26 protein-coding genes, 1 tRNA gene and 1 pseudogene are annotated in these 23906 nt (G+C 73.3%); 14 read left to right on the plus strand and 14 right to left on the minus strand.

Annotation, left to right across the window (positions count from 1 at the left end):
* Positions 1-48 precede the first annotated feature (48 nt).
* Complete coding sequence (locus ACGFRF_RS35655; RefSeq protein WP_393747232.1) at positions 49-555, plus strand: DUF309 domain-containing protein; 507 nt, start codon at positions 49-51, stop codon at positions 553-555.
* 67 nt (positions 556-622) lie between these two features.
* On the plus strand, positions 623-1396 hold the full coding sequence (gene cobF / locus ACGFRF_RS35660; protein ID WP_393747234.1) for a precorrin-6A synthase (deacetylating): 774 nt from the start codon (positions 623-625) through the stop codon (positions 1394-1396).
* A gap of 64 nt (positions 1397-1460) precedes the next feature.
* Here the strand turns inward: cobF and ACGFRF_RS35665 are convergent, their stop codons facing one another.
* Entirely contained in the window at positions 1461-2207 is a 747-nt protein-coding gene (locus ACGFRF_RS35665) for a cobalt-precorrin-6A reductase (RefSeq protein WP_393747236.1), read from the minus strand.
* A 60-nt stretch (positions 2208-2267) separates the two neighbouring features.
* Here ACGFRF_RS35665 and ACGFRF_RS35670 point away from each other — a divergent pair, with 60 nt between their 5' ends.
* On the plus strand, positions 2268-3047 hold the full coding sequence (locus ACGFRF_RS35670; protein WP_393747238.1) for a TIGR01458 family HAD-type hydrolase: 780 nt from the start codon (positions 2268-2270) through the stop codon (positions 3045-3047).
* Here ACGFRF_RS35670 and ACGFRF_RS35675 read toward each other — a convergent pair.
* From ACGFRF_RS35675 to ACGFRF_RS35685, 3 genes are all read right to left on the minus strand, one after another.
* Entirely contained in the window at positions 3036-3812 is a 777-nt protein-coding gene (locus ACGFRF_RS35675) for a sulfite exporter TauE/SafE family protein (protein WP_393747239.1), read from the minus strand. The two genes, ACGFRF_RS35670 and ACGFRF_RS35675, sit on opposite strands and share 12 nt — an antisense overlap.
* 62 nt (positions 3813-3874) lie before the next feature.
* On the minus strand, positions 3875-5386 hold the full coding sequence (locus ACGFRF_RS35680) for a long-chain fatty acid--CoA ligase (protein WP_393747241.1): 1512 nt from the start codon (positions 5384-5386) through the stop codon (positions 3875-3877).
* Positions 5387-5459: 73 nt separating this feature from the next.
* Complete coding sequence (locus ACGFRF_RS35685) at positions 5460-6647, minus strand: thiolase family protein (RefSeq protein ID WP_393747243.1); 1188 nt, start codon at positions 6645-6647, stop codon at positions 5460-5462.
* 154 nt (positions 6648-6801) lie between these two features.
* Between ACGFRF_RS35685 and ACGFRF_RS35690 the strand changes: the two genes are divergently transcribed.
* The 5 genes and pseudogenes from ACGFRF_RS35690 to ACGFRF_RS35710 form a co-directional block, all read left to right on the plus strand.
* A complete protein-coding gene (locus ACGFRF_RS35690) occupies positions 6802-7611 on the plus strand; it encodes an alpha/beta hydrolase (RefSeq protein ID WP_393747245.1) in 810 nt (269 codons plus the stop codon).
* 85 nt (positions 7612-7696) lie between these two features.
* A complete protein-coding gene (locus ACGFRF_RS35695; protein WP_393747246.1) occupies positions 7697-8188 on the plus strand; it encodes a Dps family protein in 492 nt (163 codons plus the stop codon).
* A gap of 31 nt (positions 8189-8219) precedes the next feature.
* Entirely contained in the window at positions 8220-8564 is a 345-nt protein-coding gene (locus tag ACGFRF_RS35700) for a DUF3140 domain-containing protein (RefSeq protein WP_393747248.1), read from the plus strand.
* Between the two features lie 24 nt (positions 8565-8588).
* Positions 8589-9245, plus strand: a complete 657-nt coding sequence (locus ACGFRF_RS35705) for an endonuclease (RefSeq protein ID WP_393747250.1) — start codon at positions 8589-8591, stop codon at positions 9243-9245.
* Positions 9246-9247: 2 nt separating this feature from the next.
* Positions 9248-9825 (plus strand): annotated as a pseudogene (locus ACGFRF_RS35710) (SAM-dependent methyltransferase); the annotation flags it as partial.
* A 210-nt stretch (positions 9826-10035) separates the two neighbouring features.
* Here the strand turns inward: ACGFRF_RS35710 and ACGFRF_RS35715 are convergent.
* Positions 10036-10890 carry a Cof-type HAD-IIB family hydrolase gene (locus tag ACGFRF_RS35715; protein WP_393747327.1) on the minus strand — a complete coding sequence of 285 codons (855 nt, stop codon included), beginning with the start codon at positions 10888-10890 and terminating at the stop codon, positions 10036-10038.
* Between the two features lie 159 nt (positions 10891-11049).
* On the opposite strand from ACGFRF_RS35715, the gene ACGFRF_RS35720 reads away from it, so the two are divergent.
* From ACGFRF_RS35720 to ACGFRF_RS35735, 4 genes are read left to right on the plus strand one after another with little or no spacing between them, the layout of a single operon-like run.
* Positions 11050-11862: an SAM-dependent methyltransferase gene (locus ACGFRF_RS35720; RefSeq protein ID WP_393747329.1), complete on the plus strand. Its 813-nt coding sequence runs from the start codon at positions 11050-11052 to the stop codon at positions 11860-11862.
* A 40-nt stretch (positions 11863-11902) separates the two neighbouring features.
* A complete protein-coding gene (locus tag ACGFRF_RS35725) occupies positions 11903-13306 on the plus strand; it encodes a glutamine synthetase (RefSeq protein ID WP_393747252.1) in 1404 nt (467 codons plus the stop codon).
* A 2-nt stretch (positions 13307-13308) separates the two neighbouring features.
* Positions 13309-14487, plus strand: coding sequence for an amidohydrolase family protein (locus ACGFRF_RS35730; RefSeq protein WP_393747254.1), 1179 nt, complete (start codon positions 13309-13311; stop codon positions 14485-14487).
* A gap of 16 nt (positions 14488-14503) precedes the next feature.
* Positions 14504-15031 (plus strand): NUDIX hydrolase family protein, encoded by a 528-nt coding sequence (locus tag ACGFRF_RS35735; protein WP_208887170.1) that lies wholly within the window; start codon positions 14504-14506, stop codon positions 15029-15031.
* A 120-nt stretch (positions 15032-15151) separates the two neighbouring features.
* On the opposite strand, the gene ACGFRF_RS35740 is transcribed toward ACGFRF_RS35735, so the two are convergent.
* Positions 15152-15225 (minus strand) — tRNA-Pro (locus ACGFRF_RS35740).
* A 125-nt stretch (positions 15226-15350) separates the two neighbouring features.
* Between ACGFRF_RS35740 and ACGFRF_RS35745 the strand changes: the two genes are divergently transcribed.
* Together ACGFRF_RS35745 and ACGFRF_RS35750 are read left to right on the plus strand one after the other, a co-directional pair.
* Positions 15351-16058 (plus strand): transketolase, encoded by a 708-nt coding sequence (locus ACGFRF_RS35745; protein ID WP_393747255.1) that lies wholly within the window; start codon positions 15351-15353, stop codon positions 16056-16058.
* A 33-nt stretch (positions 16059-16091) separates the two neighbouring features.
* Positions 16092-17015, plus strand: a complete 924-nt coding sequence (locus ACGFRF_RS35750; RefSeq protein WP_393747257.1) for a transketolase family protein — start codon at positions 16092-16094, stop codon at positions 17013-17015.
* A 1-nt stretch (position 17016) separates the two neighbouring features.
* On the opposite strand, the gene ACGFRF_RS35755 is transcribed toward ACGFRF_RS35750, so the two are convergent.
* The 8 genes from ACGFRF_RS35755 to ACGFRF_RS35790 all read right to left on the minus strand — a co-directional run bounded on the left by ACGFRF_RS35755 (position 17017) and on the right by ACGFRF_RS35790 (position 23899).
* Positions 17017-18315 carry an MFS transporter gene (locus ACGFRF_RS35755; RefSeq protein ID WP_393747259.1) on the minus strand — a complete coding sequence of 433 codons (1299 nt, stop codon included), beginning with the start codon at positions 18313-18315 and terminating at the stop codon, positions 17017-17019.
* 95 nt (positions 18316-18410) lie between these two features.
* Positions 18411-18770: an MmcQ/YjbR family DNA-binding protein gene (locus ACGFRF_RS35760; RefSeq protein WP_393747261.1), complete on the minus strand. Its 360-nt coding sequence runs from the start codon at positions 18768-18770 to the stop codon at positions 18411-18413.
* Positions 18771-18800: 30 nt separating this feature from the next.
* A complete protein-coding gene (locus ACGFRF_RS35765) occupies positions 18801-19331 on the minus strand; it encodes a GNAT family N-acetyltransferase (RefSeq protein WP_393747263.1) in 531 nt (176 codons plus the stop codon).
* Complete coding sequence (locus ACGFRF_RS35770) at positions 19328-19894, minus strand: helix-turn-helix domain-containing protein (protein ID WP_393747265.1); 567 nt, start codon at positions 19892-19894, stop codon at positions 19328-19330. Before ACGFRF_RS35770 ends, ACGFRF_RS35765 begins: the two co-directional genes overlap by 4 nt.
* A gap of 46 nt (positions 19895-19940) precedes the next feature.
* Positions 19941-20843, minus strand: a complete 903-nt coding sequence (locus tag ACGFRF_RS35775; protein ID WP_393747267.1) for a LysR substrate-binding domain-containing protein — start codon at positions 20841-20843, stop codon at positions 19941-19943.
* A 30-nt stretch (positions 20844-20873) separates the two neighbouring features.
* On the minus strand, positions 20874-22073 hold the full coding sequence (locus ACGFRF_RS35780; RefSeq protein WP_393747269.1) for a glycine C-acetyltransferase: 1200 nt from the start codon (positions 22071-22073) through the stop codon (positions 20874-20876).
* Positions 22074-22110: 37 nt separating this feature from the next.
* A complete protein-coding gene (tdh, locus tag ACGFRF_RS35785; RefSeq protein WP_393747271.1) occupies positions 22111-23139 on the minus strand; it encodes an L-threonine 3-dehydrogenase in 1029 nt (342 codons plus the stop codon).
* A 184-nt stretch (positions 23140-23323) separates the two neighbouring features.
* A complete protein-coding gene (locus tag ACGFRF_RS35790) occupies positions 23324-23899 on the minus strand; it encodes a GAF domain-containing protein (RefSeq protein ID WP_393747273.1) in 576 nt (191 codons plus the stop codon).
* Between the last annotated feature and the right edge of the window lie 7 nt (positions 23900-23906).

Below are 23906 nucleotides of genomic sequence, written 5' to 3' on the forward strand. Positions count from 1 at the left end.
GGGGGTGCGCCGAAGAGGGCACGGGGCGGTGCGGGGACAATCGGCCGTATGACGAACGCGGGCGCATCGGACGGCAGGGACCGGGACGTGGAGGGGCGGGCGCGCAGCGCGCGGCCCCGGGACGGGCTCGGCCGGCCGCTGCCCCACGGCGCGGAGGGCGTGCCGCGGCAGCCGGAGGGCGTCGTACGGGCGCCGCGGGAGACGGTCGCCGAAGCGCAGGCGCTGCTGGACGCGGGGAAGCCGTTCCACGCGCACGAGGTGTTCGAGGACGCCTGGAAGTCGGGCCCGCGGCACGAGCGCACGCTGTGGCGGGGACTGGCCCAGCTGGCGGTGGGGCTCACCCACGCGGCACGCGGGAACAGCGTCGGCGGGGCGCGTCTGCTGCGGCGGGGCGCGGGCGCGGTCGAGGAGTGGGCGGAACTACGCGGCGAGGACCGGCCGTACGCAATGGACCTGCCCGGACTCGCCCGGTGGGCGCGGGAGCTGGCCGGACGCGTGGACGACGGGTCCGGTCCGGTGGACGCGCGCGCCGAGGCGCCCCGGCTCGGCCCCTGAGGAGTGCCGTCGGCGGCCGCGCGGAGCCGGTGCGGGCGCTGCCGGGGGCATGCGGCAGACTCGGGGCGTGCGAAAGATTCATGTCATCGGTATCGGCGCGGGCGACCCCGACCAGCTGACCCTGCAGGCGGTCAAGGCGCTGCGGAGCACGGACGTGTTCTTCCTGCTCGACAAGGGCGAGGTGAAGAACGACCTGACCCAGCTCCGCCGGGACATCCTGGACGCACATCTGGCCGAGGGCTCGTACCGGGTGGTGGAGGCGCGGGACCCGGAGCGGGACCGCAAGGCGGGCGGGGCGGCGTACTCGCCGGCGGTCGAGGACTGGCGCAGCGCGCGCGCCGGGATCTACGAGCGGCTGATCGTCGAGGAGCTGGCCGAGGACGGCACCGGTGCCTTCCTGGTGTGGGGGGATCCGGCACTGTACGACAGCACGCTGGGCATTCTCCAGGAGGTGCTGGAGCGTGGCACGGTGGCGTTCGAGTACGACGTCGTGCCCGGCATCAGCAGTGTCTCCGCGCTGGTCGCCCGGCACCGCACGGGCCTGAACCGGGTGGCCCGCCCGGTGCAGATCACCACCGGGCGGCGGCTGACCGAGGGCTTCCCGGCAGGGGTGGACGACGTGGTGGTGATGCTGGACGCCCACCAGGCCTTCACCCGGTACGCCGACCAGGACATCGACATCTACTGGGGGGCGTACATAGGGACGCCGGACGAGATCCTCGTCTCCGGCCCGATCGCTGAGGCCGGCCCGCGCATCGAGCGGCTGCGGGCCGAGGCACGCGAGCGCAAGGGCTGGATCATGGACACGTATCTGCTGCGCAGGAACACCGCCGAGGACTGAGGTCCGCCGCGACCGCACACCGGCGAGGGCCCCGGTCCGCCGTGCGGGAACACCGGCGAGGACGTCACCCGGGGCCGAACCCCAGCTTCTCCAGTACGCCCGCCGCGTCGGGCACCACCGTCACCCCGGCCGGCAGCCCGGGTCGTCGTACGACGACGACGGGCAGCCCCAGGTCGCGTGCGGCCGTCAGTTTGGCGGCCGTCGCCTCGCCTCCGCTGTCCTTCGTCACCAGGACGTCGATCCGGTGGGCGCGCAGCAGCTCGGTCTCGTCGGCGAGGGCGAACGGGCCGCGTGCGAGGACCACTTCGGTGTCCGGCGGCAGCGGCGGCTCGGGCGGGTCCACCGAGCGTACGAGAAAGTGCAGGTCCGTCAGGTGGGCGAAGGCGGCGAGGCCCAGGCGGCCGGTGGTGAGGAACACCCGGCGGCCGAGGCCGGGCAGGACCTCGGCGGCCTCGGCCAGGGACGGGACCGGGTGCCAGTCGTCGTCGGGGCCCGCGCGCCAGCCGGGGCGGCGCAGGACGACCGCGAGGACGCCGGTGGCCGCCGCCGCACGGGCCGCGTGGGCGGTGATCGACTCGGCGAAGGGGTGGGTGGCGTCGACCAGGGCGTCCACCTGGTGCCTGCGCAGCCAGTCGGCCAGGCCCTCCGCACCGCCGAAGCCACCGATCCGGACCCCGCCCGCCACCGCCCCCGGCCGGGCGACCCGGCCGGCCAGGGAGGTGGTGACCCGGACACCGGGGCGGGCGGCGAGGTCGGCGGCGAGGCGGCGGGCCTCGGCGGTGCCGCCGAGGATGAGGACGTGCGCGGGCATAGGGGTGAGCGTATCCAGGTCGTGCGGGACGATCCGCGACCCGGTCGCTACGGTCGGACCATGGAATCCGCGCGTGCCGTGCTGATCGACATCGACGGTGTCCTCACCGTCTCCTGGAAGCCGCTGCCCGGTGCGGTGGAGGCACTGCGGAGGATCCGCGCGGCCGGTCTCGGCGTGGCCCTGGTGACCAACACGACCTCCCGTACCCGCACCTCGATCGCCGAGACCCTGTCGGGGGCCGGTTTCGAGGTGGCCCCGCAGGACGTCCTCACCGCGCCCTCCGTGACGGCCGCCCATCTCGCCGAGCACTTTCCGGGCGCCCGCTGCGCCCTCCTGAACAGCGGCGACATCGGGGCGGACCTCGAGGGCATCACCCTGGTCGAGGACCGTCCCGACGTGGTCGTCCTCGGCGGGGCCGGGCCGGAGTTCGACTACGCGGCGCTGAACCGGGCCTTCGGGCATCTGCAGCGGGGTGCGCGGCTGATCGCCATGCACCGCGGTCTGTACTGGCGGACCGACGCCGGGCTGCAGCTGGACGCGGGGGCCTTCCTGCTCGGTCTGGAGAAGGCAGCGCGGGTGGAGGCGGAGGTCACGGGCAAGCCGTCGCCGGCGTTCTTCGGGGCGGCGCTGGCCCGCCTGGGTGTGGCGGCGCACGAGGCGCTGATGGTGGGCGACGACATCGAGTCGGACGTGCTCGCGGCGCAGCGGGCCGGGCTCACCGGGGTGCTGGTGAAGACGGGCAAGTACCGGCCCGAGACGCACGAGCACGCGAGCGGCACACCGGACCACGTCGTGGACTCCTTCGCCGACCTGCCCGGTCTGCTCGGGCTAGCGCAGTAGCAGCTGCACCCCGCCCACGATCGTCGCCGCGATCACGAGCCGTTCGAAGAGCTTCTGGTCGATCCTGTTCACCGCCCATGTGCCGAAGAACGCGCCGGGTACGACGAACACCACGAGCGCGGCGTCGAGGAACAGCGAGCGGCCGTCGATCAGGCCGAGTCCCGCGCTGAACGGCACCTTCGAGACGTTGACGATCAGGAAGAAGAACGCCGACGTGCCCAGGAAGCCCAGCTTCCGGAAGCCGGCGGACAGCAGGTACATCGACATCACCGGCCCGCCCGCGTTGGCGACCATCGTCGTGAATCCACCGAGCACGCCGTACGAGCGTGCCTTCATCCGGCCCGCCCGGGTCGTGACCGCGTCCGGCGCGTCCTCCGTCGCCTCCTCCCGGCGCCGACGCCACAGGGTGACGCCGGCCATCAGCAGCAGGATCACCCCGATCGAGATCCGTACGATCCCGTCGTCGGCCCAGACCAGGAACAGCGTGCCGACCACCACGCCCGCCGCGACGGCCGGGAACAGCCGCCACAGCGTGGGCCAGTGCGCGTGCCGCCGGTAGGTGAGGACGGCGAGCACGTCGCCGGCGATCAGGACGGGCAGCAGGACGCCGGTGGAGGCCCGGGCGGGCAGGACCGCCGCGAAGATCGCGAGGCTGACCGTGTTGGCCCCGCTCACGGCGGTCTTGGAGAAGCCGACGAGCAGGGCGGCGAAGGCGAGCGCCGCGAACTCCCAGCCGGACAGGTGCCAGAGAGTCATCGTGTTCATGCGGGGACCGATGCTATGCGCACGCAAGGGGCCCGCGTAAGGACCGTCTCGCTGGTCGGTCCCTAACGCCCTGTGTACCGCGCCCGCAGCTCCCGCTTGAGGACCTTCATGCTCGGCCCGAGCGGCAGCGCCTCCGTGAACTCCACGCGCCGCGGGTACTTGTGCCGGCCCAGGTGCTCCTTGGACCACTCGGTGAGGGCGGTGGCGTCGGGGGCGGCGCCCTGCGCGGGGACGACGACGGCGCACACCTCCTCGCCGTGCAGTTCGTCGGGCAGGCCGATGACGGCGACCTGGGCGACGTCGCAGTGGCGCATCAGCACCTCCTCGACCTCCCTCGGGTACACGTTGTAGCCGCCGCGGATGATGACGTCCTTCTTGCGGTCCACGATCCGCAGGAAGCCGTCGTCGTCCTTGGTGCCGAGATCGCCGGTGCGGAACCAGCCGTCGACCAGGGCCTCGGCCGTGGCCTCGGGGCGGCCGAGGTAGCCGGAGAAGACGTTGTGGCCGCGGATGACGACCTCGCCCAGCTCGCCGGCCGGCAGCAGTTCGATGCGTCCTTCGACCTCGGCGCGGGCGATCTCCACGTCGATGCCCCACAGCGGATGCCCGATGGTGCCCGCTCGGGTGCCGAAGACGGGCTGGTTGACGGTGGCCGTCGGCGAGGTCTCCGACAGCCCGTACCCCTCGTAGACCGTCGTCCCGAACGCGGTCTCGAACCGTTCCAGTACGGCGACGGGCAGCGAGGCCCCGCCCGAGACGCACACGCGCAGCGTGGGCAGCGCGGCGGCGTCCGGGGCTGCCGCCGCGAGGGCGACGAACATGGTCGGCACGCCGTGGAAGGTGTTCACGCCCTCGTTCACCATCAGCTCGATGGCGCGGGCCGCGTCGAAGCGGGGCAGCAGGACGAGGGTGGCGCCGGCCCGCCAGGTGGAGTTGAGGGAGACGGTCTGGCCGAAGGCGTGGAACAGGGGCAGGGCGCCGAGGGCGATGTCGTCGGGGCGGATGTCGTTGGCGTCGAAGGCGTTGACGGTCGCGTTCATCACCAGGTTGAAGTGGCTGAGCACGGCGCCCTTGGGCACGCCGGTCGTACCGCTGGTGTAGAAGATCACCGCGGGGTCGTCGGCGGCCCGGGTGAGGTACGACGGGAGCGGCTCGGCGTCGGCGGCGAGTTTGCCGAACTCCTCGCCCAGGGTGACCGCCCGGACGCCGGTGGCGGCGGCCGCGGCCCGGCCGGTCTCCGCCTGGGCGGGGTGGACGAGCAGCAGCGTCGCACCGCTGTCGCGCAGGACGTGCTCCACCTCCCCGGCGGACAGCAGCAGGTGCACGGGGACCACGACGGCGCCGGCCGCGGCGATCGCGTAGTACGCGACCGGGAACTCGGCGGTGTTGGGGGCCATCAGCGCCACCCGGTCGCCCGGTCGTACGCCGAGGCCGGTGAGGGCGCCGGCCCGGGCCAGCGCCTGCCGCCACACCTCGGCGAAGGTGAGCCGCAGATCGCCTTCGACGAGAGCCGTCTTCCCGGGGCGGCGCCTTGCGTTCTCGGCGAGGATGGACGCGACGGACAGGGTTGCCATGGAGTGGTGCTCCGTTTCCTTGCTGCGGCTCGTGTACCGGTTCCCCTTGCGGGGCGCCCCCGTTGCGGTGCGGTCAGTGCCTCTCGACCAGCACCGCGCTGCCCTGTCCCACCCCCACGCACATCGTCGCCAGTCCCCGCTCCGCGCCCGTGCGGCGCATCCGGTGCAGCAGGGTGGTCAGGATGCGGGCGCCGGAGCAGCCGAGCGGATGGCCGAGGGCGATGGCGCCGCCGGTGGGGTTCACCAGGTCGGGGTCGATGCCCAACTGGTCGACGCACGCGAGTGCCTGCGCGGCGAACGCCTCGTTGAACTCCGCCTCCTGGAGGTCGCCGATCTCCCAGCCGGCCCGGGCCAGCGCCTTGCGGGTGGCGGGGACCGGGCCGATGCCCATCACGTCGGGATGGACCCCGGCGGAGGCACCCGCGACATAACGCCCCAGGGACTCCAGCCCCAGCTCGTTCAGGGCCTCTTCGCTGACCAGCAGCAGACCGGCCGCCCCGTCGTTCATCGGCGAGGCGTTGCCCGCCGTGACCGTGCCGCCCTGGCGGAAGACCGGCTTGAGACGGGACAGCTTCTCCAGCGAGGTGTCCTCGCGGACGCACTCGTCCTGCTCGACCACGATGCCGTCCGGGCGCTCGACGGGCAGGAGTTCGTCGTCGAAGTGGCCGTTCTTGCGTGCGGCGGCGGCGAGCCGGTGGCTGCGCAGGGCGAACGCGTCCTGGCGCTCACGGGAGACACCGTGGCGCTCGGCGACCTCCTCGGCGGTCTCGCCCATGGACAGCAGGCCGTGCAGGTCCTTCATCGCGGGGTTGACCAGGCGCCAGCCCAGCCGGGTGTCGTGGGTCTCGATGCGCTGCGGCAGCGCCTCGTCGGGCCGGGGCAGCACGAAGGGGGCGCGGCTCATGGACTCGGAGCCGCCCGCGATCACGATGTCGGCCTCGCCCGCGGCGATCGTCCGGGCGGCGGTGGTGACCGCTTCCAGGCCGGAGGCGCACAGCCGGTTGACGGTGGCGCCGGGTACGGACTCGGGGAGTCCGGCCAGCAGGGCGGCCATCCGGGCGACGTTGCGGTTGTCCTCACCTGCCTGGTTGGCCGCGCCCCAGTAGACGTCGTCGATCCGGGCGGGGTCGAGGGCGGGCACGTCGGCCACCAGGTGGCGGATCACGGTCGCCGCGAGATCGTCGGGCCGGACGGAGGACAGGGCTCCGCGCAGCTTGCCGATGGGGGTGCGGCGGGCGGCCGCGAAGTGGACGGGACGCACGGCTGGACTCCTGACCTACGACGCTGTGGATCAGCCGGGGCCGCGTTGTACCGCAGCCCCTCATTAATTAGCACTGCTAGTTTTGGACTATAGACCCCCGACCCGCTCGCTGGGAAGATCCCCCCGGACCTTCACCGAGGCAGCTGGAGGAGACATGCCCCACGTCCGCGAGCACGTGCTCGACGGCACCCGCGGCGCCGTGACCGTACGCGAGTGGCCGCACCCGGCACCCCGCTACCTGGCGCTCCTGGCGCACGGGTACGGCGAGCACGCGGGCCGGTACGAGGAGCCGGCCGCCGTGCTCACCGTGCACGGGGCGGCGGTGTACGCACCCGACCACATGGGGCACGGGAAGTCGGCGGGTGAGCGCGTGCTGATCGAGGACTTCGAGGACGTGGTCACCGATGTCCACGCGGTGGCGGAGCTGGCCCGGACCGCACACCCGGGCCTGCCGCTCGTGCTGGTGGGCCACTCCATGGGCGGCCTGATCGCGGCCCGCTACGCCCAGCGGTACGGGCAGGAGCTGAGCGCGCTGATCCTGTCCGGACCGGTCATCGGCGCCTGGGAGCTGCCGGGGCGGCTGCTGGCCCTGGACGAGATCCCGGACACCCCGGTCAGCCCGTCCGCGCTCTCCCGCGATCCGGCCGTGGGCGCCGCGTACGCCGCCGATCCGCTGGTGTGGCACGGGCCGATGAAGCGGCCGACGCTGCAGGCGTTCGTGCGGACCCTGGAGACCGTCGCCGAGGGCGGCGACGTCGGACCGCTGCCGCTGCTGTGGCTGCACGGGGACGACGACCGGCTGGTGCCCCTGCCGGGCAGCCGGGCCGGAGTGGAGCGGCTCAGCGGCGGCCGGCTGACCGAGCGGATCTTCCCGGGGGCCCGGCACGAGGTGTTCCACGAGACGGACAGGGAGCAGGTCCTCGCGGAGGTGATCCGCTTCCTGGACGCCGCACTGCCCCGCTGATCAGGCCTGTTTGCGTCTGCTGACGTGGGGCACCCGCCCTGTCGGACGTGACCGCAGACCACTGACGAAAGGGGACCGACGCACCATGACCGTGGTCAGGAGCACGCTGCCCGAGGAGGCGCTCGGCGTCACCGGGACCGCCCTGCAGGAGACGCTGGTCGACCTGCTCGGACTGTCGCTGGTCGGCAAGCAGGCGCACTGGAACATCGTGGGCCCGCGGTTCCGGTCGATCCACCTCCAGCTGGACGAGGTGGTCGCGACGGCCCGTACCCACTCGGACACGGTCGCCGAACGCGCCGCCGCGCTGGGCGTGCCGCCGGACGGCCGCCCGGAGACCATCTCCGCGACCTTCGCGCTGCCCGGCACCAAGGACGGCTGGCTGCGTGACACGGAGGTCGTGGAGCTGATGGTGTCGGCGCTGGAGACGGCCGTCCGCCGGCTGCGCCAGCGGATCGAGGCGACGGAGAAGGCCGATCCGGTCACCCAGGACCTGCTGATCTCCATCACGGCGGACCTGGAGAAGCAGCGCTGGATGTTCGAGGCCGAGAACCAGCCGCGCGACAACGCCGCCGGTTAGCAGAGCCGCTCCCGCAAGGAAGGGGAAACCCATGGCCGACGCCCTCGAACTCGACGCGCTGTGGGAGGACTTCCACCGCGTGGTGAACATGACCTCGGTGGAACTCGCGGCCTGGCTCAGGGTCCGGGACGCCGACGAGGAGGCGGAGCCCCTGCCCGAGGAGGCGGGGACGCCGACCGGGCAGCATGTCCTCGCGATCCTCCAGAAGCGGCGCACCGACCTCACCGACGACGACATCCGCGTGATGCACGAGGTCGTCGACACCGTCGGTGACCTCGTGGACATGGAGAACGAGCCCGAGCCGGAGCGGACGGCCGAGGACACCCGTCGCCGGCACCGGCTGATGACGCTCGGCCACGACCCGCTCAAGCCGTGAGCCACGCACCGGAGCCGTAGGCCCATGAAGCGCGGGAACAAGGACGAACGGGTCGTCCACGAGCTGGTGTCCGAGTACGGGCGGACGTACGCCGAGGAGGCGGGCATCCGCCTGACGGACACCCCCCAGTCGCTGTACCGGCTGCTCGTGCTGTCCCTGCTGCTCAGTGCCCGCATCCGGGCCTCGGTCGCGGTGGCCGCCGCGCGGGCCCTGCACGAGGACCGCCTCGACAGCCCGCGCCGGATGGCCGACGCCGACTGGCAGCAGCGGGTGGACGCGCTCGGCCGGGGCGGCTACCGGCGCTACGACGAGCGCACGGCGACCCAGCTCGGCGACGGGGCCGAGCTGCTGCTCGACCGCTGGCACGGCGACCTGCGCCGGCTGCACGAGGAGGCGCACGGTGACACCGGCGAGCTCAGGCGGCTGCTCCAGGAGGAGCCCGGCGTGGGCCCGGCCGGCGCCGACATCTTCCTGCGCGAGGCGCAGCGCGTCTGGCCGGAACTGGCGCCCTACCTCGACGGCAAGGCGCTGTCCGGGGCGCAGCGGCTCGGCCTGCCGAAGGACCCGGACAAGCTGACCGAGCTGGCCGGGGAGACCGAACCGGCCGTCCTGGCCGCCGCGTTGGTGCGGGCCGCACTCGACAAGCAGGTGGCCGAAGACTGTCTCCGCCGCGCCGCGTGATCGTGTCAGACTGCTGCCCGCACTGGTTCCTCGGCGGCACGGACAACCACCCCGTCGACGAGGAACTCGGCCGCCGGATCACCGCGATCGACGCGGGCGCCGCCCGGGCCGCGCGCGCCAACCGGGCGTTCATGCACCGGGCCACGCGCACGCTGGCCCAGGACGGCGTCCGCCAGTTCCTGGACATCGGCACCCGCATACCGGCCGAGCCAACCTGCACCAGATCGCCCAGCCTGCGGTGCCGGACCCCCGCGTGGTCTACGTCGACAACGACCCGACCGTGCCGACCCACGCGAGCGCGCTGCTGCGGGGCACCCCCGAGGGCGCGACCGCGTACGTGCAGGCCGACGCCCGCGACCCGCAGGGCATCCTCCGACGCGCCGCACGCGTCCTGGACCTGGACCGCCCGGTGGCCCTCTCCCTCATCGCCCTGCTCCACTTCGTGGCCGACGAGGACGGCGCCCACGACGTGGTGCCGGCCCTGGTCGACGCGCTGGCACCGGGCAGTTGCCTGGTGCTGTCGATGATGACGGCCGACTTCGAACCGGAGAACGTGCAGAAGGGCATCGCCGCCTACGCGGCGGACGGGGTGACGCCGGTGGCGCGTTCCCGGGACGAAGTGGGCGCCTTCTTCCGGGGCTCGACCTGCTCGAACCGGGCATCGTGCCGGTCGACGACTGGCGGCGCGAGCAGGCCCCGGACGGCATGGGGCCGTTCTCCCTGTACGGCGGAGTGGGCCGGAAGTCCTGACCTCCGCCGCACGGTCCCACGCGTGGCCCGGTGGCCGGCCCTACACGCCGAGCACCCGGGCGATGGTCCTCAGCACCCCGTTGTCGTTGTTGGACGGGGCCAGGTGACGGGCCCGGCGCACGACCTCCGGGTGGGCGCCCGCCATGGCGAAGGACCACTCGGCGGCGTCGAGCATCTCCAGGTCGTTGAGGTAGTCGCCGAAGACCATGGTCTGGGCGGGCGTGATGCCGAGCGCGCGCTGGAGGCCGCGCAGGGCGGTGCCCTTGTTCGCGGAGCGGTTCATCACGTCCACCCAGTGCTCCCCGGAGACGACGACCTGGTGGGTGCCGGCGAACTCCGCGAGGGCCGGGGCGGTGGAGTGCTCGGCCGGCCCGAAGTCGAACAGCGCGACCTTGATCACCTCGTCGTCGACGGCGGTGACGTCCGGCACGATCCGGTGCTCGACGTAGTACTTGCGCACCTCGGCCAGGAACGCCTCGTCGGTCCGCTCGACGTACGCCGACCGCTTGCCGCACACGACGGCGCCGACGTCCACACCGTCCGCGACCAGCCGCCGCACCGTCCGGGCCACCCCGGCGGCGACCGACCGCGCCAGCGGGTCGGAACTCAGCTCCACGCCGTCCCGGACCACGTACGTGCCGTTCTCCGCGATGAACACCATGCCCTCGGCGACGTCCGCGAACTGCCGGGCCAGCGTGGCGTACTGGCGGCCGCTCGCCGGGCTGAACAGCACGCCTCGCCGGCGCAGTTCGGCGAGCATCGGCCACAGCCCGTCGGGGATCCGCTTGGCGTCGTCCAGCAGCGTGCCGTCCATGTCGGTGACGACGAGCCGGATGTCGGCGGGGCCGGCGGGCAGGCCGGGGGCGTCCAGGAAAGGCGTGGGCGTGGCGGGCATGTCCTGCTTCCGGTCGGGGACGGCGTAGGGGTCCAGTGTTCCCCATGGGCCGGAACGTCCCGGAGGCGCCCCGAACCGCCCACGGTGCGCGGTTCCCGGGACAGCGCGTTCGACCGGCGGCACAATGACGGCAGCACCGCGCGCGAGAAGGGCGGCGACGTGACCGAAGGGCAGCCTCCGACGACCGGACCGGCGAAGCTGAACACCTCCGTGGCGCACAACGCCCGGGTGTGGAACTACTGGATCGGCGGCAAGGACAACTACGAGGTCGACCAGCGGGTCGCGGAGCACGTGGCGGGGATGTTCCCGGTGATCCGGGCGGTGGCCCGCGCGGACCGGGAGTTCCTCGCGCGGGCGGTGCGGTTCCTGACCGCCGAGCGCGGCATCCGGCAGTTCCTCGACATCGGCACGGGCCTGCCGACCGTGGACAACACCCACGAGGTCGCCCAGCGGATCGCCCCCGAGTCACGGATCGTGTACGTCGACAACGACCCGATCGTGCTCGTGCACGCCCGCTCGCTGCTCACCGGCTCCCCCGAGGGCGTCACCGACTACATCGACGCAGACGTCCACGACCCGGAGGGCATCGTGCAGTGCGCCGGCGAGACCCTGGACCTGGGCCGGCCGGTCGCGGTGATGATGCTGGGCATCCTGAACTTCGTGCTCGACACCGGCGAGGCCCGGGACATCGTGCGTCGGCTGATGGCGGCGGTGCCCTCCGGCAGCTACCTGGTGCTCACCCACCCGACCTGCGACGGTGACGTGGGCGGCGAGGGGAACGTCGCCGCGATGGAGTTCTGGAACGCCAACGCCACCCCGCCGATCACCGCCCGCGGCCGGGCGGAGATCGCCGGGTTCCTCGACGGTCTCGAACTGGTCGAGCCGGGTCTGGTGCCGTGCTCGCAGTGGCGCGCCGAGCCGGTGTCCGCCGCCCCGGTGCCGCAGTTCGGCGCGGTGGCCGTGAAACGCTGACCCCGGCCGTCCGCGCCGCCGAGCCCGCCGAGGAGGACGTATGACCACCCTTGACGACCCCGTGCCCGGCGGGCGTCCCGGCGATCTGCGCCGGGTCGCCGGGCTCACCGCCGACCTGGCCGCGAAGGACGTACGCGGCGTCGTGCTGGCGTACGTCGACACCGCGGGCGTCGGCCGGGTGAAGACGGTCCCGACGGCACGGCTGGAGGCGGCCGTGTCCTGGGGCGTGGGCATGTCCCCGGTGTTCGACACCTTCCTCGCCGACGACTCGATCGTCACCACCGACGTCCTCGGCTCCCCGGACGGTGATCTCCGGCTCTACCCGGACCTCGATCAGCTGGTCGTGCTGGCCGGGCAGCCCGGCTGGGCGTGGGCGCCGGTGGACCGGATCACCCAGGAGGGCGCCCGGCATCCCGGCTGTGCCCGAACCTTTCTGCGCCGGATCGTCACCGAGGCCGCCGAGCGGCACGGGCTCGTCTTCAAGGCGGCCGTCGAGGTCGAGTGGGCGGTCGGGCTCGGTTCGGCGCCCGCCGGGGAGTTCGTGCCGGCGGTCTCCGGACCGGCGTACGGCGCGACCCGGCAGGTCGAGCTGAGCGACTACACCGCCGACCTGCTGGCCGCGTTCGCCGCGCAGGACGTGGACGTCGACCAGCTCCACCCCGAGTACGCGGCCGGGCAGTTCGAGGTCTCGGTGGGCGCGCTGGACCCGGTGGCGGCGGCCGACCGCAGTGTCCTGGTGCGGCAGACGATCCGGGCGGTGGCGCAGCGGCACGGCCTGCGGGTGTCGTTCGCGCCCGCGGTGTCCGCCGAGGGCGTCGGCAACGGCGGCCATCTGCACCTGTCCTGCTGGCGCGACGGGGTGAATCTGCACGCGGGCGGCGGGCGCCGGTACGGCATGACGGCCGAGGCGGAGTCCTTCGCGGCCGGGGTGCTCGCACGGCTGCCCGGGCTGACGGCGGTCACCGCCCCCAGCCCGGCCAGTTACCTGCGGCTCAAACCGTCCCAGTGGGCGGGGGTGTTCACCGCCTGGGGCCGCGAGACCCGGGAGGCGGCCCTGCGGGTGATCACGGGCACGGTGGGCCGCCACGACCAGGACGCCAACCTCGAGGTCAAACCGGTCGACCTGGCCGCCAACCCGTACCTGGCCCTCGGCTGCGTGATCGCCGCGGGCCTCGACGGCCTGACCAGGGCCCTGTCCCTCCCCGAGGAGATCACCGGCGACCCGGCCCGTTACGGCGGGGACGAGGCGGCGGCCCCCGGCGTACGGCGGCTGCCGCGGTCGCTGCCGCGGGCCGTGGAGGAGTTCCGCGCGGACCAGGTGCTGCGGGACGCGCTGGGCCCGGTCCTCGCGGACGCCGTGATCGCCGTACGGCTCGGGGAGGCGGCGGCCGTGGCCGGCCTGGACGACGCCCAGGTGGCGGCGGCCTACCGCTGGGCGTACTGACGATGGCCGCCGTATCCGGGCCGGTCCACGAGGCACTCGCCGAGCTGCCCCTGGTGGACCACCACTGCCACGGCGCCGTGACGGCCGACCTCACCGCCGACGCGTTCGAGTCCCTCATCACCGAGGGCGAGGCCTGGCCGGGCATCTCGCCCTTCGACAGCCCCGTCGGCGTGGCCGTCCGCCGTCACTGCGCGCCCCTGCTGGACCTCCCCCGCCACGCGCCGGCCGTCGACTACCTGGCCCGGCGCTCGGCCCTCGGCTGGCAGGAGGTCAACCGGCGCTTCCTGACGGCGTCCGGAGCGGAGGTGTTCTGCGTGGACACCGGCTACGCCCCGCACCCGGTGACCACCCCCGCCGAACTGGGCCGCTCGGCAGGGGCCGCCGCCTACGAGGTCGTACGGCTGGAGCAGCTCGCCGAGGCGGTGGCCGCGCGGGGCGTGGAGCCGGACGCGTACGCGGCGGCCTTCCGCGGGGCCGCCGAGGAGGCCGTGCGCCGGCCGGGGGTGGTGGCGGTGAAGTCGGTGGCCGCCTACCGCACCGGTTTCGCGCTGGACCCGGCACGCCCCACGGACACCGAGGTGACCGGGGCCGCCGCCCGCTGGCTCCCACACGGCGGACGCCTCACCGACCCCGTCCTGGTACGGCACCTGCTGTGGACCGCCGTCGACCTGGGCCTGCCGCTCCAGCTGCACACCGGCTTCGGCGACGCCGACGTACGACTGCACCGCGCGGATCCCGCCCTGCTCACCGACTGGCTGCACCTGACGTCCGGCGCCCTGCCGGTCCTCCTGCTGCACTGCTGGCCCTACCACCGCCAGGCCGCCTACCTGTCCGCGGTGTTCCGGCACGTGTATCTGGACGTCGGGCTCGCCCTGCACTACACCGGCCCGGCCCGCTGCCGGGCGGTGCTGGAGGAGGCCCTGGAGATCACTCCGTTCCGCAAACTGCTGTACAGCTCCGACGCCTACGGTGTGGCCGAATTCCACCACCTGGGCGCGCTGTCCTTCCGCCAGGGGCTGGCCGGAATGCTCCAGGCCCGCGTGGACTCCGACGAGTTGAGCCTGTCCGACGCTCTGCGGATCGCGACCTGGACGGGACGCGACAACGCCCGCCGACTGTACGGACTGCCCGCAAACGAACCGGCCCGCGACCTCGGCGGGCGCCCCACCCGGAAAGTATGATCAAGCAATGTCTGACATGACCGAGACCACGCCCGGCTGGCTGACCACGGACGAGCTGGAAATGGCCAGGGCCCGGATGCCGATCCTGTACGTCGAGGCCGTGCCCGTCCGCGTGGACGACAGCGGCGAAGTCACCAGCATCGGACTGCTGCTGCGCATCGGCCCGGACGGAACGGTCAGCCGGACCCTGGTCTCCGGCCGCGTCCTGCACCACGAGCGGGTCCGCGACGCGCTGCTGCGCCACCTGGAGAAGGACCTCGGCCCGGTCGCCCTGCCCCGCGTCCCGGCCTCCCTGCAGCCGTTCACGGTCGCGGAGTACTTCCCCACGGCGGGCATCACGCCGTACCACGACCCGCGCCAGCACGCGGTGTCCCTGGCCTACATCGTGCCGGTGACCGGCGACTGCCGCCCCCGGCAGGACGCGCTGGACCTGGTCTGGTTCAGCCCGCAGGAGGCCGCCTCCCCGGCCGTGCAGAGCGAGATGCCGGGCGGACACGGAGTACTGCTGAAGCAGGCCCTCGCGCACGTGGGCCTGGCCTTCTGATGCGGTGACACGACGCAGCGCGCACGAGCCGCCCGACGTCGTGCGCGCTTGGTCCCCAGGAAGGGAGAAGGGCCGCTTCGGATTTCTCCGAAACGGCCCCGGACCTGCGACTCTCGCGAGTCGGGACGACAGGATTTGAACCTGCGACCCCTTGACCCCCAGTCAAGTGCGCTACCAAGCTGCGCCACGTCCCGCTACCCGTTTGACCTGGGGTTTCCCCGGCCGAAACGCGCAGGGAAACCATACCGCACTCGGGTCGGTGGTCGCGCATCCGTTTCGGCTTGACCTCAAGTTTGCTTGAGGTTGCATGATCGACGGCATGACGATCACAGCGGACGAGCGCCCCGCGTACGGCCATGACGACCTGCCGGGGCTGATGAGCCTGATGACCGGAGACGAGAAGCACGGCCCGGCGGCCACCTCCACGCTCGACGTGCTGTGGGTGCTGTACGACCGGGTGCTCCGGGTCACGCCGGAGCGGCGGGACGATCCGGGCCGGGACCGGTTCCTGCTGAGCAAGGGGCACGGGCCCATGGCGTACTACGCCGTGCTGGCCGCGAAGGGCTTCATGCCCGTCGACTGGCTGCCCGGGTTCGCCTCGTACGACTCCCCGCTCGGGCACCACCCGGACCGCGTGCTGGTGCCGGGGGCGGAGATCAGCAGCGGGTCGCTCGGGCACGGGCTGCCGATCGCAGTGGGCACCGCACTGGGGCTGCGGGCGCAGGGGCTGCACGACCCGGCGGTGTGGGTACTGATCGGGGACGCCGAACTGGACGAGGGCAGCAATCACGAGGCGATCGCCTTCGCCGGGCCCTCCGGTCTGGAGCGGCTGCACACCGTGGTGGTCGACAACTCCTCCGCCAGCCATGCGCTGCCCGGTGGGATCGCCGCCCGCTTCGAGGCCGCGTGCTGGTCCGCGGTCACCGTGGACGGACGCGACCACGAGGCCCTGTACGCCGCCTTCACGGCCCCGCACCCGGGTCGGCCGCACGTGGTCGTGGCCCGTGTCGAAGCGAAGAACGCCTGAACCACTCTTGCTCTCCGGAAAGGCCCAACCCCCATGGACACCATGCGTGACCGTTTCGCCCCCGTCGCCTCCCGGCTGCTGGACGAGGACCCGCGGGTCGCGGTCGTCCTCGCCGAGATCGGCAAGGACGCCTTCCGCGAGGCCATGCGCCGGCATCCCGACCGGGTGATCAACGTCGGCATCCGCGAGCAGCTCCTGGTCGGGGCGGCGGCGGGGCTGGCGCTCACCGGGCTGCGTCCGGTCGTGCACACCTTCGCCAGCTTCCTCGTGGAGCGGCCGTTCGAGCAGATCAAGCTGGATCTGGGACATCAGAACGCCGGAGCTGTGCTGGTGAGCGCGGCCGCCTCCTTCGACTTCTCCACCGGGGGCTACACGCACATGGCCCCGGGCGACGTGGCCCTGCTCGACACCCTGGACGGCTGGACCGTGCACGTGCCCGGGCACCCCGACGAGGCCGAGACACTGCTGCACCACGCGGTCGCCGCGGGCGACGACAAGGTGTACGTGCGGCTCTCCGTGCAGTCCAACCGGCAGGGCCGGGTGATCGACGGCAAGCACTTCGTCACGGTCCGCGAGGGCCGGACCGGCGTCGTGGTAGCGGTCGGCCCGGTACTGGACGCGGTCCTCGCGGCCACGGAGGGTCTGGACGTGACCGTCCTGTACGCGACGACCGTCCGGCCCTTCGACGCGGCGGGGCTGCGCCGGGCCACGGAGGCCGCGGGCGGCGACGTCGTGCTGGTCGAGCCATATCTCGCGGGGACGTCGACGGGCGCGGTGAGCGAGGCGCTGGCCGAGGTTCCGCACCGGGTGCTCGGACTGGGCGTCGGCCGCCGTGAGCTGCGCCGTTACGGGACCGTGGAGGAACACGCGGCCGCGCACGGGCTCGACGCCCCCAGCCTGCGGGAGCGGATCGGGCGGTTCGTGGGCGCGGGGCGGCGCGTCGCGGCGCGGGCGTGAGCTACGGCGCCTCCGGGACGGCGGCGGTCGCGTCGGCGCGGACGAGGTCGCGTATCGCCGGGACCGCGAGCAGGGCCGCGGCCACCGCCAGGCTCGTCACGGCGGAGACCAGCAGGACTCGGTCGGCACCGAGTGCGCCGGCCGCGGGGCCCGCGAGGGCCTGGCCGACCGGCATCATCGCCAGGGAACCCGCCACGTCGTAGGCGTGGATGCGGTTGAGGACGTCGGCCGGGACCTGGGTCTGCACGCTGGTCGCCCACATCACGCCCCAGAACGCCATCCCGGCCCCGGCCACCGCCGCTCCGGCCGCCATGGCCGGTAGGCCGAGGCCCGCGCCGACGGCTCCGGGGAAGCCGAAGAAGGCGAACAGGGCGAGCGCGCCGGCCCGCAGCATGCGGCGGGGGCGCAGTTTGAGGGCGAGCAGGCCGCCGACGACGGTGCCGGCGCCGAGGGCGGAGTTGACCAGGCCGTAGGCGCGGGGGCCGTGGTGCTGGACGACCTCGGTGGCCACCAGCGGGACCGTCGGCCCCCACACGGCGATCATGTACAGGCACCAGACGGCGATCACGCCCCACAGCCAGGTCCGCGACCGGAACTCCCGCCACCCCTCGACCAGATCGGCGCGGAAGGCGCGCATGCCGCGGCCGGTGGCGGCGCGGGCGCCGGCGGGGAGCGGGGGCAGCCGGAGCAGCACCAGGCACAGCGCGCTGATCGCGTAGGTCGCGGCGTGCGCGGCGAACACGCCGCCGGCCGAGGCGAAGCCCACCAGGAGGCCGGCGACGGCCGGACCCGCCAGTTGTGCGGCCGACTCGGCGATGCGGATCGCGCCGTTGGCGCCCTGGATGTCGGTGGCGAGCCGGGGCACCGTGCTGGCCACGCCCGGCTGGAAGACGGCTCCGGCCACGCCGCCCACGACGCCGATGGCGCAGACCTGCCACAGGACCACGTGCCCGGCGAAGAAGAGGCCGGCCGCGAGGGACTGGGTGACGAGCCGGACCAGGTCGGAGCCGATCATCAGTCTGCGGGTGCTGAACCGGTCGGCGATGACCCCGCCGAAGACGACGAGACCCGCGAACGCGGCGGCCGTGGAGGCCATGGCGAGGCCGACCGCGCCCGCGCCGTACCCGTGTTCCAGGAGGCCGGCGGCGAGCGCCACGGGCAGCATGGTGTCGCCGAGGCGGGCGACGGCCCGGGCCACGAAGAACAGGGCGAAGTCCCGCGACCAGACGGCCGGGGCGCCCGCTTCGCTCCTGGGCACGGTCGGGGCAGCGCTGTCGTGCCGTGCGTCCGTTCCGGTCATCCCGGGTGCTCCCCTCCCTGCCGACCCGCGGTGCCCCCTCACCGCTCCCGCCGCGCGGGATCATGCCACGCGCCGCGCGCGAGCACCCGGTATTTTCAGCCCCCGGGCGGCAGCCCCAACTCGGGGTGGGCGTCGAGGAGTCGGGGCGGGGCCGCCTGGCGCCAGGAGTCGGCCAGGATGTCCCGCAACTCCTCCTCGTCCTCCAGCGCCCCGAGTCTGGCTCTCACCCAGGCGAACTGGGCCTCGTGGTCGGCGATCCAGAACTTGCCGGGCTCGGCCAGCACCAGTTCGTCGCGCTCCTCCTTCGGGCAGCGCACGGCGATGGACGTCTCGTCCTCCGGGAGCGTGGCGAACATCTTCCCGGCCACCCGGAACGTGGGCATGCTCCAGGCGACCTTCTCCGTGGTGTCCGGCAGGGACAGGGCGATACGGCGTACGTCTTCTGCGTCCGGCATGCCCCGCACGCTAGCCCGTGCCACTGACAGTCACCCCTGCCGAGCGGCCGGCCGCTTGAAGTACAGGGTCGTGGGGCGCAACTCGCCCGCGGGGTCGAGGGCGTAGTCGGGGATGGTGCCGGCCCGGGTCCAGCCGGCCGAGCGGTACAGGTGCTCGGCGGGGCTGCCGGTCTCGGTGTCGAGGTGGAGGAGGGTGATGCCGGCGGACACGGCCGCGTGCTCGGCGGTGGTCAGGAGCCGGCGGCCGAGGCCCCGCCCGCGCGCGCAGCGGTGCACCATCAGCTTCACGAGTTCGGCGCGGTGGCGGCTGTTGGGCTTGTCGGGCAGCGCCAGACTCACCGTGCCCGCCACCCGGCCGGTGTCGTCCACGGCCACCCACACCGTCAGCCGCCCGGCCGCCACGGCGTCCGCCCGCTCGTGCCACCAGGCGGCGGCCTCCGCCCGCCCGAGCGGTGCCAGGAAGCCGACCGAGGCGCCCCCGGCCACCGTGTCGGTCAGCAGGTCGGCCAACTCCTCCACGTGGTGGCGTACTTCGGTGTCGTTCCAGCGCAGCACCCTCATGGCCGTACCACCGCCAGCGCATAGCGCGCCTCGCCCGGTCCGGTGCAGCGGAACCGCGTGGGGCCGAAGACGCGCATCCGCAGGCAGTCGCCCGCGTCGAGGGCGTGGCCCAGGTCCGCGACGGTCACCTCGAGCGTGCCGTCGAGGACCCACAGATGCTGTTCCAGGCCGGGCACGGGCGGGCGGTCGTAGGCGATGTCGGCGCCCGGGGCGAGCCGGCCCTCGACCAGTTCGCCGCGCAGCCCGGCGTGTGGCGGGGACACGGACCGGCGCACGAAACCGGAGGCGCGGTCCTCCCAGACCTGCTGCTCCGCCGCCCGGACCAGTGGGGCCGGCTCGGCCTCGACCTCGCTGAGCAGCTGGGACATGGTGCGTCCGTAGACGTGGCAGAGGCGGTTGAGGAGTGCGGCGGTGGCGCTGATCTCGGCCCGCTCGGCCCGGGACAGGGTCGATCTGCTCACCCCGCTGCGTTCCGCCAACGCGTCCAGGGACCAGCCGTGTCGGGACCGGAGTTCGGCGAGGCGGGCGCCGAGCCGGGTGTCGATGGGGTCCTCGTCTCTCATATCCGGGACGCTATCCCGGACATGAGACGAGGGGGTTACGGAAGGCTCACGCCTGCGCCGCGTCCTGCAGCGCCTCCAGCACCGGCCGGATCAGCGGGTGTCCCTCGGCTCCCCGGCGCACGGCGGCGAAGACCCGGCGGGTCGGGGCCACGCCGTCGACGGGGCGTACGACCACGCCGGTGAGGTCCATGCCGCGCAGCGCGGAGCGCGGTACGAGGGCCACGCCGGCGTCGGCCGAGGCGAGGGCGACAACGGCCCGGAAGTCGTCGGAGGAGTGCTCCAGGCGGGGCTGGAAGCCGGCGCTCTCACAGGCCAGGACGACCACGTCGTGGCAGGGGTTGCCCGGGTACGGGCCGATCCACGTGTCCTTGGCCAGTTCGGCGAGGGGCACCTCGGCGGAGTCCGCGAGGCGGTGCCCGACCGGCACGACGGCGTCGAACGGCTCGGCGTACAGCGGCACGTGGGTGAGCCGGGGGTCGTCGGCCGACGGGGCGCCCCGGTACTCGACCGCGACGGCCACGTCCACCTGCCGGTCCAGCACCATCGGCAGGCTCGCGTCGCCCTCCGCGTCCTGGACGCGGATGCGTATGCCGGGTGCGCGGTCCGAGAGGCGGCCCACGGCCGGGGCCACGACCTGGGCGATGCCGGTCGCGAAGGCGGCCACGGTGACCGTGCCCGCCTCGCCCGAGCCGTAGGCGGCCAGCTCCGCCTCGGCCCGCTCCAGCTGGGCGAGGACCGCGTTGGTGTGGCTGAGCAGGATCTCACCGGCCGGGGTCAGCCGTACGCCCTTGGCGCCGCGCTCGACCAGGCGGTGGCCGGTCTCCTGCTCCAGGGCCGTCAGCTGCTGGGAGACGGCCGAGGGGGTGAGGTACAGCGCGGCGGCTGCCGCGGTGACCGTGCGGTGGTCGGCCACCGCACGGAGGATGTGGAGCCGCCGTGCCTCGATCATGTTTCGATTATCCCAGGGCGTCAGCCCTGATCAGGCCTCCAGCTCGGCGCGCGCCGCGATGAACGCGTCGACCGCGCGGTCGACGTCCTGCGTGGAGTGCGCGGCGGACAGCTGGACGCGGATCCGGGCCTGGTCCTGCGGGACGACCGGGTAGGAGAAGCCGATCACGTACACCCCGCGCTCCAGGAGCAGTTCGGCCATCCGGGCCGCCTTCGCCGCGTCGCCGATCATGACGGGCGCGATGGCGTGGTCACCGGGGAGGACGTCGAAGCCCTCCTCGGTCATCCGGCGGCGGAAGAGCGCGGTGTTCTCGGCGAGCCGGACGCGCAGGTCGTCGGCGGACTCCAGCAGGTCGAGGACCTTGAGGGAGGCGGCGGCGATCACCGGGGCGAGGGTGTTGGAGAACAGGTACGGGCGGGAGCGCTGGCGCAGCAGGGCGACGATCTCGGCGCGGGCGGCGACATAGCCGCCGGAGGCGCCGCCGAGGGCCTTGCCGAGGGTGCCGGTGATGATGTCGACGCGGTCCATGACGCCGTGCAGTTCGGGCGTGCCGCGGCCGGTGGGGCCGACGAAGCCGACGGCGTGCGAGTCGTCGACCATCACCATGGCGTCGTAGCGGTCGGCGAGGTCGCAGATCTCGCGCAGCGGGGCCACGTAGCCGTCCATGGAGAAGACGCCGTCGGTGACGACGAGCTTGCGCCGCGCGCCGGACCCGGTCGCCTCCTTGAGCTTGGCCTCCAGGTCCGCGAGGTCGCGGTTGGCGTAGCGGAAGCGGCGGGCCTTGGACAGGCGGATGCCGTCGATGATGGAGGCGTGGTTGAGGGCGTCGGAGATCACCGCGTCCTCCTCGCCGAGCAGGGTCTCGAAGACACCGCCGTTGGCGTCGAAGCAGGAGGAGTACAGGATCGTGTCCTCCTGGCCGAGGAACGCCGACAGCCGGGCCTCCAGCTCCTTGTGCACCTCCTGGGTGCCGCAGATGAAGCGCACCGAGGCCATGCCGTAGCCCCAGCGGTCCAGGGCCTGGTGGGCGGCGGCGATCACCTCGGGGTGGTCGGCGAGGCCGAGGTAGTTGTTGGCGCAGAAGTTGAGGACCTCGCCGGGGCGGCCGCCGGCGGTGACGTGGACGGTCGCGGACTGCGGGGTGTCGATGACCCGCTCGGGCTTGTGCAGGCCGGCGGCGCGGATCTCGTCGAGGGTGGCGCGCAGGTCGTCGCGGACGGTGTCGAACATGGGAGTGCTCTCCTGAAGGTGCTCGCGGGTGAGGGGGTTACGCGGTCCAGTCGAGGATGACCTTGCCGCCCTTGCCGCTGGCGGCGTCGGCGAAGGCCGCTTCGAAGTCCCGGTAGCCGTACCGGCCGGTGATCACCGGGGCGAGGTCCAGGCCGCCCTCCAGCAGCACCGACATCGCGTACCACGTCTCGAACATCTCGCGGCCGTAGATGCCCTTGATGGTGATCATGGAGGTGACGATCCGGGACCAGTCGACCGCGAACTCCTGCGCGGGCAGGCCGAGCATCGCGATCCGGCCGCCGTGCGTCATGTTGGCGATCATGTCCCGGACGGCCTCGGGGCGGCCGGACATCTCCAGGCCGATGTCGAAGCCCTCGCGCAGCTCCAGTTCCCGCTGGCCGTCGGCGATCGTGGACTCGGCGACGTTCAGGGCGAGGCTCACTCCGATCTTGCGGGCCAGCTCCAGGCGCTCCTCGCTGACGTCGGTGATGACGACGTGGCGGGCGCCCGCGTGCCGGGCCACCGCGGCGGCCATCAGGCCGATCGGCCCGGCGCCGGTGATCAGGACGTCCTCGCCGACCAGCGGGAAGGACAGCGCGGTGTGCACGGCGTTGCCGAACGGATCGAAGATCGCCGCGATGTCGAGGTCGACGGGGACGCGGTGCACCCACACGTTGGACGCGGGCAGGGCCACGTACTCGGCGAAGGCTCCGTCGCGGCCGACACCGAGGCCGACGGTGGCCCGGCACAGATGGCGGCGGCCGGCCAGGCAGTTGCGGCACTTTCCGCACACCAGGTGCCCCTCGCCGCTGACCCGGTCGCCGATGCGGATGTCGCTCACGTCGCGCCCGATCTCGACGACCTGCCCGACGAACTCATGCCCGACCACGAGCGGGGTGCGGATCGCCTGCTGCGCCCAGCCGTCCCAGGCCCGGATGTGCAGGTCGGTGCCGCAGATACCGGTCCGCATGACCTTGATCAGCACGTCACCGGGACCGATGGCGGGCTCCGGGACGTCCGTCAGCCAGAGCCCTGGCTCCGCCTTCTCCTTGACCAGCGCCTTCAACGCTACGGCTCCTGTGGGTGAGGTCCCGGACGAGGGCATGCCGAAGGAGCCCGCACCGGGTCAGAGGGGTGGAATCACCCTGCAATCTGCCGTATGCGCGGGCCGGGGTCCATCGAGCTTTTCTTAACCGCCGCCTCAGCTTTCCTTCATACCCCTCGTGACGCCCCCCGGGATGCCCGTCGCGTCACAGGGGCAGGCCGTCGTCCGTGCTCCGTTCGAGGCGTACGACGAGATCGGCGGCGAGCGCCTTGATGGTCTCCAGGCCCGCCTTCCCCCAGGCGCGGGGCTCTGTGTCGGCGGCGCACACGGTGCCGAGCGCCATACCGGAGCTGTCGATGAGCGGGGCGCCGAGATAGGACCGGATGCCGTACTCGTCGACGACCGGATTGCCGGCGAACCGGGGGTAGTCGCGGACGTCCTCCAGGACCAGCGCCTTGCGGCGGACCACCACATGGGGGCAGAACCCGTGGTCGCGCGCCAGAACCCGGCCCAGCTCGGCTCGGCTGCCGTCCTCGCGGACGAACGGGGCGAGGGCGGGGGCGCTCAGGCCCGCGAAGAACTGGTGGTCCTCGCCGATGAAGTTGACCATGGCGTACGGCGCCCCGGTGAGCTGGGCGAGGTGCCCGGCGAAGGCGTCGAGCCCGGGGTCGGGCCGGTCCGCCAGGCCGAGTCGGCGCAGCCGGTGGACGCGGGCGGGGGCCTCTTTGTCCTCGGGGGTGAGCAGCAGACCCCGGACCGGTCGGGGCGGCTCGTAGCTCATGACCGGG

It is taken from the genome of Streptomyces sp. NPDC048521 (assembly GCF_043199855.1).
Taxonomy (GTDB): Bacteria; Actinomycetota; Actinomycetes; order Streptomycetales; family Streptomycetaceae; genus Streptomyces.

Coding starts and splice junctions, on each gene's coding strand:
- ACGFRF_RS35690 (WP_393747245.1), top strand. CDS start 6,802: ATGCCCCACGTCCGCGAGCACGTGCTCGACGGCACCCGCGGCGCCGTG.
- ACGFRF_RS35705 (WP_393747250.1), top strand. CDS start 8,589: ATGAAGCGCGGGAACAAGGACGAACGGGTCGTCCACGAGCTGGTGTCC.
- ACGFRF_RS35775 (WP_393747267.1), bottom strand. CDS start 20,843: ATGATCGAGGCACGGCGGCTCCACATCCTCCGTGCGGTGGCCGACCAC.
- ACGFRF_RS35750 (WP_393747257.1), top strand. CDS start 16,092: ATGGACACCATGCGTGACCGTTTCGCCCCCGTCGCCTCCCGGCTGCTG.
- ACGFRF_RS35760 (WP_393747261.1), bottom strand. CDS start 18,770: ATGCCGGACGCAGAAGACGTACGCCGTATCGCCCTGTCCCTGCCGGAC.
- ACGFRF_RS35730 (WP_393747254.1), top strand. CDS start 13,309: ATGGCCGCCGTATCCGGGCCGGTCCACGAGGCACTCGCCGAGCTGCCC.
- ACGFRF_RS35680 (WP_393747241.1), bottom strand. CDS start 5,386: ATGGCAACCCTGTCCGTCGCGTCCATCCTCGCCGAGAACGCAAGGCGC.
- ACGFRF_RS35675 (WP_393747239.1), bottom strand. CDS start 3,812: ATGAACACGATGACTCTCTGGCACCTGTCCGGCTGGGAGTTCGCGGCG.
- ACGFRF_RS35715 (WP_393747327.1), bottom strand. CDS start 10,890: ATGCCCGCCACGCCCACGCCTTTCCTGGACGCCCCCGGCCTGCCCGCC.
- ACGFRF_RS35700 (WP_393747248.1), top strand. CDS start 8,220: ATGGCCGACGCCCTCGAACTCGACGCGCTGTGGGAGGACTTCCACCGC.
- ACGFRF_RS35755 (WP_393747259.1), bottom strand. CDS start 18,315: ATGACCGGAACGGACGCACGGCACGACAGCGCTGCCCCGACCGTGCCC.
- ACGFRF_RS35790 (WP_393747273.1), bottom strand. CDS start 23,899: ATGAGCTACGAGCCGCCCCGACCGGTCCGGGGTCTGCTGCTCACCCCC.
- ACGFRF_RS35665 (WP_393747236.1), bottom strand. CDS start 2,207: ATGCCCGCGCACGTCCTCATCCTCGGCGGCACCGCCGAGGCCCGCCGC.
- ACGFRF_RS35765 (WP_393747263.1), bottom strand. CDS start 19,331: ATGAGGGTGCTGCGCTGGAACGACACCGAAGTACGCCACCACGTGGAG.
- ACGFRF_RS35695 (WP_393747246.1), top strand. CDS start 7,697: ATGACCGTGGTCAGGAGCACGCTGCCCGAGGAGGCGCTCGGCGTCACC.
- ACGFRF_RS35670 (WP_393747238.1), top strand. CDS start 2,268: ATGGAATCCGCGCGTGCCGTGCTGATCGACATCGACGGTGTCCTCACC.
- ACGFRF_RS35725 (WP_393747252.1), top strand. CDS start 11,903: ATGACCACCCTTGACGACCCCGTGCCCGGCGGGCGTCCCGGCGATCTG.
- ACGFRF_RS35735 (WP_208887170.1), top strand. CDS start 14,504: ATGACCGAGACCACGCCCGGCTGGCTGACCACGGACGAGCTGGAAATG.
- ACGFRF_RS35655 (WP_393747232.1), top strand. CDS start 49: ATGACGAACGCGGGCGCATCGGACGGCAGGGACCGGGACGTGGAGGGG.
- ACGFRF_RS35780 (WP_393747269.1), bottom strand. CDS start 22,073: ATGTTCGACACCGTCCGCGACGACCTGCGCGCCACCCTCGACGAGATC.
- ACGFRF_RS35745 (WP_393747255.1), top strand. CDS start 15,351: ATGACGATCACAGCGGACGAGCGCCCCGCGTACGGCCATGACGACCTG.
- ACGFRF_RS35770 (WP_393747265.1), bottom strand. CDS start 19,894: ATGAGAGACGAGGACCCCATCGACACCCGGCTCGGCGCCCGCCTCGCC.